9 protein-coding genes are annotated in these 8,879 nt (G+C 58.2%); all 9 read right to left on the bottom strand.

Features of this window, described 5'->3' with window-relative positions:
• Positions 1 to 682: D-alanyl-D-alanine carboxypeptidase family protein (locus tag ADS46_RS09345; protein ID WP_156524492.1), on the bottom strand; the 682-nt coding region annotated here is incomplete at its 3' end.
• A 67-nt stretch (positions 683 to 749) separates the two neighbouring features.
• Positions 750 to 1,712: a septal ring lytic transglycosylase RlpA family protein gene (locus ADS46_RS09340; RefSeq protein WP_066319253.1), complete on the bottom strand. Its 963-nt coding sequence runs from the start codon at positions 1,710 to 1,712 to the stop codon at positions 750 to 752.
• Complete coding sequence (mltB, locus tag ADS46_RS09335; RefSeq protein ID WP_066319248.1) at positions 1,709 to 2,770, bottom strand: lytic murein transglycosylase B; 1,062 nt, start codon at positions 2,768 to 2,770, stop codon at positions 1,709 to 1,711. The genes ADS46_RS09340 and mltB overlap by 4 nt, the downstream gene beginning before the upstream one ends.
• A gap of 47 nt (positions 2,771 to 2,817) precedes the next feature.
• The gene (gene rodA, locus ADS46_RS09330) at positions 2,818 to 3,975 is read right to left on the bottom strand and encodes a rod shape-determining protein RodA (protein WP_066319240.1); all 1,158 of its coding nucleotides are present in this window, start codon (positions 3,973 to 3,975) and stop codon (positions 2,818 to 2,820) included.
• Between the two features lie 2 nt (positions 3,976 to 3,977).
• Entirely contained in the window at positions 3,978 to 5,885 is a 1,908-nt protein-coding gene (gene mrdA, locus ADS46_RS09325; RefSeq protein ID WP_066319237.1) for a penicillin-binding protein 2, read from the bottom strand.
• 54 nt (positions 5,886 to 5,939) lie between these two features.
• On the bottom strand, positions 5,940 to 6,407 hold the full coding sequence (gene rlmH / locus ADS46_RS09320; RefSeq protein WP_066319229.1) for a 23S rRNA (pseudouridine(1915)-N(3))-methyltransferase RlmH: 468 nt from the start codon (positions 6,405 to 6,407) through the stop codon (positions 5,940 to 5,942).
• Positions 6,404 to 6,784, bottom strand: coding sequence for a ribosome silencing factor (gene rsfS, locus ADS46_RS09315; protein WP_066319226.1), 381 nt, complete (start codon positions 6,782 to 6,784; stop codon positions 6,404 to 6,406). The genes rlmH and rsfS overlap by 4 nt, the downstream gene beginning before the upstream one ends.
• 55 nt (positions 6,785 to 6,839) lie before the next feature.
• Entirely contained in the window at positions 6,840 to 7,505 is a 666-nt protein-coding gene (nadD, locus tag ADS46_RS09310) for a nicotinate-nucleotide adenylyltransferase (RefSeq protein WP_066319223.1), read from the bottom strand.
• The gene (locus ADS46_RS09305) at positions 7,502 to 8,809 is read right to left on the bottom strand and encodes a glutamate-5-semialdehyde dehydrogenase (protein WP_066319222.1); all 1,308 of its coding nucleotides are present in this window, start codon (positions 8,807 to 8,809) and stop codon (positions 7,502 to 7,504) included. Before ADS46_RS09305 ends, nadD begins: the two co-directional genes overlap by 4 nt.
• Positions 8,810 to 8,879: the final 70 nt, after the last annotated feature.

The following is an 8,879-nucleotide window of genomic DNA, read 5'->3' as shown; positions in this document are numbered from 1 at the left end:
CACGCCACAAGAGGCGGTTACGGTTCGGTTGCGTAATACCGCCGTAGGTAAACTCGCGTTCAGAGTAGATGGCATAATGCTCTGGATAGTCATTGACGATATGTTGCGTCAAAAGCGCCATATCGCGGGCAGACGAATAGTGGTTTTCTCCCGGCAGCCCCGTCGGGTTTTCAAAATTGGAGTTTTCCATGCCCAGGCGTGCGGCATGTTGGTTCATCAAATCGGCAAACGGGGCTTCACCGCCCGCCAGGTGCTCGGCCATCGCCACACTGGCGTCATTGCCCGACACAATGATGATGCCATGCAGCAGGTCTTCAACCGCGACCTGGTCGCCGACTTCGACGAACATTTTAGAGCCGCCCGTGCGCCACGCTTTTTCGCTGATGCTTACCTGGTCATCAAGCGCAATGCTCCCGCGATCCAGCTCACGCTCTACCAGATAGGCGGTCATCAACTTGGTCAAGCTGGCGGGTGGTAAGCGCTCATCTGCATTATGCTGTGCCAACACCTTGCCACTATCGGCATCCATCAATATCCACGAACTGGCGGCCAGTTGCGGCGGTGCAGGAATAAGGGTCTGTGGCTGAGGGGTCTCTTGGGCACTGGCAGCAGGGGCAGCCACAATTGTTACCGCCAACAAACAAAGCCGCACGGAAGAAAACAAAGCACTGAACACTTTCATGATGACATTCTCATTAACTTGAAAAAAAACGCGCTCGTTAGCGCGCGTCTAAAATAGCGATTTGCAATTATCGCACGATAAATACATCGGTAAAGCCCGCATCGTGTAACGCTTTGCGAGCGTCACTCTCTTGATCAGCAGAAACCGGGCCCACCTGAACGCGATAAATATCGTCGTCTTGGCTCACACGCACATCGTGAGGTATGGCATTGCTCAGCTGTGCGCGCATCTGCTGAGCGTTTTCAGGGTTGCCTAACGCGGCTATTTGTAGATAGACGACCTCGCCGCTCGGCTCGCCCGGCGGACTATCTCTGCTGCGCCCTGGCGTTTCCGCGGAACTTGCCGTTGCCGTCTCGTCGGACACGGGCGGTGACCGAGACGTGTTACGCGAATGCTGCGCCTGCCACTGCTCGGGATTTATTGCCTCGACCTTCACCTCGCCGGTCCCTTCATCCAGAATATCCAGCCTGGCGGCTGCCGCGTAGGAAAGGTCAATTTCGCGATCACTGTGGAAAGGGCCGCGATCATTGACCCTGACAATCACCGACTGTCCGTTACGCTCATTGGTCACGCGCGCGTAGGTGGGCAATGGTAGGGAACGGTGCGCCGCCGACATTTTGTACATGTCGTAGATTTCACCGTTCGACGTTGCATAACCGTGAAACTTTTCGCCGTACCAGGAGGCCAGCCCTTCCTTGCTGTACCCGTCGGCATTGGGCAGGACGTGATAGGTTTTACCCCATACCTCGTAGGTCGACCGATTGCCCGCCCGTGAAAGCGGTTCATCCCGGGGTACCGCATCCGGCACGTTGGAGACATCCGGCGGCTCGAGCGGATAGGCATCTCCGCTCATGGCGTAACGCCCACCAGCAGTATCACGGTCATTGTTCGGCCCGGCACTCTCTCCCTGGCGATTTTGCGCTGGCTGGCTTGAGCCACTCGTCGGCTCGTGACTCGCACAGCCGCTGACGACAACCAAAATCAAGGCTGTCCAAACTAATGGCTGCCAGACTTTAGCGTAACACTTCATGTGTCATCCTCACCTTGGGGTTCTTCTACGCCCACCGCTTGCGCCTCAGCCGCGATGGCCTCCGCTAATTCGGCGACGACCATGGCATAAAGATGGCTATGATTGTAGCGGGTAATCACGTAAAAATTGTGCACGCCGAGTCGATACATCAGTTGGCCATCGCCCAGGGTAAGCACCAGCGGCGTGACTGAGGCATTTTCATCCAGCGCATCCAGCGCCTCATCGGACGTGATACCCGCACCTTCCAACGCCTCCAACGACGTATCGGGCGGGGTTATCTGGTTGATGGTCAGATCCGATGGCGCTGTTTCAGGCCCCTTGGCCGGGTAATAGACAGCGCCCCCTTCCTGCCAGCCGTGCTCCGCAAAATAATTGGCAACGCTGCCAATCGCATCAACCGGGTTGTTCCAAAGATCGCGCTGCCCGTCTTCATCGAAGTCAACGGCATAGGCCTGGTAGCTTGTCGGAATGAACTGTGGGTAGCCCATTGCCCCGGCGTAGGAGCCCTTGAGGGCCGCAGGGTCAACCTGTTGCTCGTATGCAATCTGCAGAAAGGCCCCTAGCTCACGGGTAAAAAAATCGCCCCGGCTGGGGTGTTCGAAGGCCAGTGTCGCCAAGGAGTCCAGTACCGGGTGATCCCCCCGATAGCGGCCATAATAGGTCTCGACGCCGATAATCGCCGTGATGATGTCGCGGGGAACACCATAAACGTCTTCCGCCTTGGCAAACGCCTCCTGATGGGCTTGCTGGAATTCGACGCCTTCTTCAATGCGTTGCTGGGTCATGAAAATATCGCGGTACTCGTGCCACTCAAGGTGACGCTCGGCGGCCCCCGCCATGGCATCCAGCACCGACTGACGCAGCCTGGCCTGACGCAACTGCCGGTTTAACCAGTCGCCCGGCAATCCTTCGTCCTTGAGACTTTTCACCAGTGCACGCGCGCCTGAGTGATGCTCAGGGTCGAAATTCTCGGCGTCCTCTGCCATAAGAGGAGACGCCAAGCCGCCGACCATAATGCCCAACACGCCGACACCTGCCATCCGTTTGGCTCTATTCATTCACTCACTGCTCCTGTGGGCTGCGCTGTGATTTTCTATCGCTACCGCTAGCGTGGAAGAAGCCGACGATGCGCGTGAATCGACATGAGAATACCGAACCCTAACAACAAGGTCACGCTTGAGGTGCCGCCGTAGCTAACCAGCGGCAACGGCACCCCAACGACCGGCAATATGCCACTCACCATACCGATATTGACAAATACATAGATAAAAAACGTCAGAATAATGCTGCCCGCGACCAGACGGCCAAAGGTATTCTGTGACTCGCTTGCCAACCACAGCCCGCGACTCACGATCAGCAGGTACAGGAAGATCAATACCACCATGCCAACAAGGCCAACCTCTTCGCCCAGCACCGCGACGATAAAGTCGGTATGGCGCTCAGGCAGAAACTCCAACTGTGATTGCGTTCCTTCAAGCCACCCCTTGCCGAAAACGCCACCGCTGCCAATGGCGGTGGTCGACTGGATGATATTCCAGCCTGAACCCAGCGGGTCCGTCTCCGGGTTCAAGAACGTCAGTATGCGCTGCCGCTGGTAGTCATGCAGATTCATCCACAGCAAGGGAAAGCCGGAAACCAATAGCACAGACACCAATCCGATCAGTCGCCACGACAAGCCGGCCAGCAACACGACAATGATCGCTGCACTGGCGACCAGCAGCGATGTACCCAAATCGGGCTGGGCGGCAATCAACGCCACCGGAAGACCAATAATCAACGCGCACACCGCGATGTCTTTGAGCTTGGGCGGCAGTTCACAGCGGTAGAGATACGCCGCCACCATCATGGGGACGGCCAGCTTCATCATCTCTGAAGGCTGAAAGCGTATGACACCGGGGATTTCCAGCCAGCGCTGGGCACCCATGCCAATGTCACCGACCAGTTCTACGGCGACCAGCATCAGCACGCCGATCCCGTAAGCCACGGGCGACCAGCGCAAAAAGAAGATCGGTGAAAACTGAGCCACCACCACCATTGCCACCAGCGCCACGCCAAAGCGCATGGCTTGGGCAATAACCACATTCATGCTCTGGCCAGAGGCGCTATAGATCACCAAAAGGCCACTGCCCATCAGGATCAGAAGGAGGCCCAATAGCCAGGGGTCAAGGTGGATGCGCTCCCAGATACTGCGACGCTTGGGAATACCGCCACTGGAACGCACCGGATTACCGCGTATTGATCGGGTGATGGCCTGCCATGGCATGGTCAGTTGCCCTCCACATTGCTGGTATCGGTTTCCAGGGTCTCGCGCACTTCATCGACTTCGGGGGCATCGTCGTCCAGCAACCATTCATCGGTCATCGCCCGGGCAAGATGAGCGGCGTGGGTACTCCCGCCACCGGCATTTTCAACGATGACCGAAACGGCAATTTGCGGGTCTTCAATAGGGGCAAAGGCGATGAACAGCGCATGGTCACGCAGGCGCTCTTCGAGCTCGTCGGCGTCGTAGCGCTGATCCTGACCCAATGAAAACACCTGTGCAGTGCCCGACTTACCGGCCATGCGATACTCAAGACCCTCTCCAATACGGCGTGCGGTGCCTTCGCTGCCACTCACCACCTTTTCCATGCCGCTGAACACGCTGTCCCACCAGTCATCTTGCGCCAGGTTAATATCCTCAGGCGTATTCGGCAGATCCGTCTCCAGTGGCGTATCGCCGATTTTTCGCGCCATGCGTGGTTTTACCCAATCCCCACGGTTGGCCAATGTGGCCGTGGCGGTGGCCAACTGCAGCGGCGTGACCTGCCAGTACCCCTGGCCAATGCCCACGGATAGTGTCTCGCCTGGATACCAGGACTGGTTAAAACGTTCGCGCTTCCATTCACGCGATGGCATCAAGCCCGAGCTTTGGCTCTGGACATCATGCGCAACACGCTGACCAAAACCGAAGTTGGTCATTTGTTCGTGGAGGCTATCAATGCCCATTTCGTGGGCCAGCGAGTAATAGAAGGTATTGTTGGACACTGCCAGCGAGCGCTCCAGATCCACGCGACCGTGCCCCCAACGCAGCCAGTTGCGATAGCGTCGTGAATCGTTGGGCAATTGATAATAGCCAGGGTCGTTGATGGTGGTATCGGGCGTGATCGCTCCTTCGACAAGCCCGCCAAGCGCCAGGAAGGGCTTGATCGTCGAACCAGGCGGATAGTGGCCGCGAGTCGCCCGATTGAACAGCGGCAGGTTCAGGTTTTCCTGAAGCGCTTGATACGAAGCCCTGTCGATACCGGTAACAAACTGATTACTGTCAAAACCGGGCGTTGACACCATGGCAAGGATTTCACCACTGTCCGGCTCGATGGCGACGATGGAACCACGGCGACCATCCATTAATTCGTAAGCGAGCATCTGCAGCGACGAATCAAGGGTCAAGGTCAAATCCTTGCCGGGAACCGGGTCGGTGCGCCCAAGCTCTCGCAGTACACGCCCCCGGGCGTTGGTTTCAACCCTGCGCAAACCTGCCTGGCCGTGCAGCTCATCCTCATAGAACCGCTCAATGCCGGTTTTGCCGATAAAGTGTGTACCGGCATAGCGGGTGGCATCCAGGTCGGCTAACTCTTCGGCGTTGATTCGCCCGACGTAACCCAGCGCATGCGCCATCACTTCAGCATTGGGGTAATAACGCAGTAACTGAGCTTCGACCTCCACCCCCGGCAGCTGATGACGGTTAACGGCTAACCGGGCAATCTGCTCCTCACTGAGGTCGCTGGCCAGCAGAACCGGCTGGAAGGGACGCTGCCATTGCTTTGAGCGTTCATAGAAAGTGTTGATTTCTTCGCCGTTGAGTTCAAGAAGCTCGACCAGAAGTTCCAGGGTTTCATCGACGTCTTCCGAGCGCTCGCGCACCAGTGTCAGGTTGTAGGTGGGACGGTTTTCCGCCAGCAGCACCCCGTTACGGTCGTATATCAACCCACGGTTAGGCGGAAGGGGTTCAACCCGCACACGGTTTTTTTCGGAGCGCGTGCTGTAAACATCGTGCTGGACAACCTGCAGATAGGCCAGACGCCCGACCAACAGGCTCGTCAAAGCCACCACGACCACAAGGGCCAGTAGCGCTCTGGCACGAAAAATCCGCAGTTCTTGCTCGGTATTCTTAAGCTTGTCGGAGCGCGGTGGCATAGCGATGACTAACTCTTATTCAATCGATGACGGGCATAGAGCTGCCTGAATAACTCAACGATGGTAGGGATGCCCCACCAGCAGCGTCCAGGCGCGATAAAGCTGCTCGGCGAGCATAATACGCACCAACGGATGAGGTAAGGTGAGCGGCGATAACGACCAGCGTTGCTGGGCCATCGCCGACACGGCAGGATCAAGCCCGTCGGGACCGCCAACCAGCAGCACTACATCCTGACCTTGCAACCGCCAACCATCGGCTTGACGGGCGAGCTGCTCGGTGGTCCAGGCCTTGCCATCGACCTCCAGCGCAACCACATGCTCGTTGCCCCGCAGCTTGCCGCGAATACGCTCCGCTTCCTGCTCCCGAGCCCGGGCAATATCGGCATTTTTACCACGCTGCCCCAGCGCCACCTCTTCGATATCCAGGCTGAACTCTTTTGGCAGGCGCTTGCGGTAGGTTTCTACGCCCTCTTCCACCCAGGCGGGCATTTTACTGCCCACCGCCAATAGGCGGATTTTCATGACATGCGTGCCGGCTCGTCACGTGGCGAAAGCTCACGCAGCCCGGTATCGCTGGGCAAGTCGGCCCATAAACGCTCCAGGTCGTAAAGGGCGCGTGCTTCAGGCAGCATGATATGAACAATCACGTCGCTCAGGTCGACAAGCACCCAGTCGGCATTATCTCCGCCCTCGACGCCCCGCGGGGACAGCCCGGCTGTCTTGGCTTTTTCCACCACGTTCTGGGCCAGGGCAGCAACATGGCGGGTTGAAGTACCGCTGGCAATCAACATGATATCGGCAACATCGGTCAGCCCAGTGACGTCCAACTGAGCGATATCGCGAGCCTTCAGTTCTTCCAGCGCATCAAGCGCTACGCTCTTTAATGTATCGATGTGCATATCTCCTAACGATAACCCCGTGTAATGCGCTTTTTGAAGCGGGCCATTGTAACGACTAATGAGCGGACTGCCAGCGCTGATACAGCCCTTCGCGTAAAATGGCACGTTCCACCGTCTCAGGTACCAGAAAGCGAATGCTTTTTCCCTGCTCCAGCGACTGACGGATTTGGGTCGCTGAAATGGCCATCGCGGAAGGCAACGTGACGCGCAACACCTGCCCATGAGGTGAGGCCATCAAGCGGGATACGCTATCGACTTCACGTTCGCCCAGCAGTTCCATCAGGGGGGTCGACGGTGCCTCGGCATGGCCGGGTCGGGCGATCACCACCAGGTGGGCAAACGCAAACAGCTGCTCAGGCTTGTGCCATTGATCAAGCCCCAAAAACGCGTCCCAGCCAATCGCCATGACCAGCCTCGCCTGTTCGCCATACTCGTGTCGCAATGAACGCAGGGTATCCACACTGTAGGAAGGACCATCGCGCTCAAGCTCTCGCGCATCGGCCTCAAGACCCGGCGTATCACCAATGGCCGTTTGTAACAGCTCCAGGCGCTTTTGCGGCGATACCTGCGGCGTATCGCGCAAGGGCGGCTGCGGCGCAGGTATCATGTGGACCCTGTCCAACTCCAGCGTATCACGCAGCTCTAATGCGCTGCGCATATGGCCGTTATGCACCGGGTCAAAAGTGCCGCCGAGCATCGCAATACGAGGTGGACGGGTCATTCGCGAACCTGACCACTGCCCAAGACCACATACTTCTGGGTCGTCAAGCCTTCAAGGCCTACCGGCCCACGGGCATGCAGCTTATCGGTCGAAATGCCGATCTCGGCGCCTAGACCGTATTCGAATCCATCGGCAAAGCGGGTAGAGGCATTAACGACCACCGAGCTGGAGTCCACTTCAGCCATAAAACGGCGAGCCAGCGAATAGTCTTCGGTCACGATGGCGTCGGTGTGATGCGACCCATAGCGTTCAATATGGGCGATGGCCTCATCGATGTCGTCGACTATCTTGATCGCAAGTATCGGCGCCAGGTACTCGGCGCTCCAGTCATCGTCGCTTGCCGGAAGCGCCTGGGGAAGCAGCGCCTGGGTTTGCTCGCAACCGCGCAACTCGACCTCATGTTCGGCGTATTGACGCGCCAACTCGGGCAGCAAGAGATCGGCAATCGCCGCATCCACCAGCAGCGTTTCCATGGTGTTGCAGGTGCCATAGCGGTGGGTCTTGGCGTTGACCGCAATCGCCAGCGCCTTGGCCGGGTCCGCCAGACTGTGGATATAGACATGACAGACACCGTCGAGGTGCTTGATGACCGGCACCTTCGCCTCGCGGGCAATACGCTCGATGAGCGACTTGCCACCGCGGGGAATAATCACGTCGATATAATCAGGCATGGTGATCATCGCCCCCACCGCTTCACGGTCACTCGTGGCCACTACCTGGACGCTTCCGGCTGGAAGCCCTGCATCACCTAGCCCTTCCTGGATACAGCGGCTAATGGCCGCATTGGACGCACGTGCCTCGGATCCGCCCCGCAGCACACAGGCATTGCCCGCTTTAAGGCATAAGCTGGCGGCTTCAAGGGTCACGTTAGGGCGCGACTCGTAGATGATGCCGATCACGCCCAGGGGAACACGCATTTTCCCTACCTGAATACCGCTCGGACGGTAGCGCATGTCACTGATTTCACCCACCGGGTCGGGCAGCCCAGCCACCTGGTTCAGCCCCTCGATCATGGCGTCGATACGCCCATCGCTGAGGGCCAGACGGTCCAGTAAAGCCGCGTCCAGGCCGTTTTGCTGGCCTCTAGCCAGATCTTCGCTGTTGGCCGCCAGCACCTCCGTGCGGGCCGCATCCAGGCGCGCGGCCATGGCATACAGCGCACGGTTTTTCTGACCCGAATCAGCGCGGCGCAGCTCACCCGCCGCCTGGCGAGCGGCTTTGCCCAGCGATTGCATGTAGGCGGCGACATCGCCAGCCTCAAGGGATAGCTTTGCATCGGCGTCGAACGATGTTGAAACGCTCATGCGATCTCCATAAATTCCTCGGTGGGCATAGGCCACCCGGTCATATTTAGCCTCTAGGTTAGGCGGCATG

Origin of the sequence: Halomonas sp. G11, assembly GCF_001663515.1 — a bacterium.
Taxonomy (GTDB): Bacteria; Pseudomonadota; Gammaproteobacteria; order Pseudomonadales; family Halomonadaceae; genus Vreelandella.
This window is presented reverse-complemented; position numbering and strand designations above follow the sequence as displayed.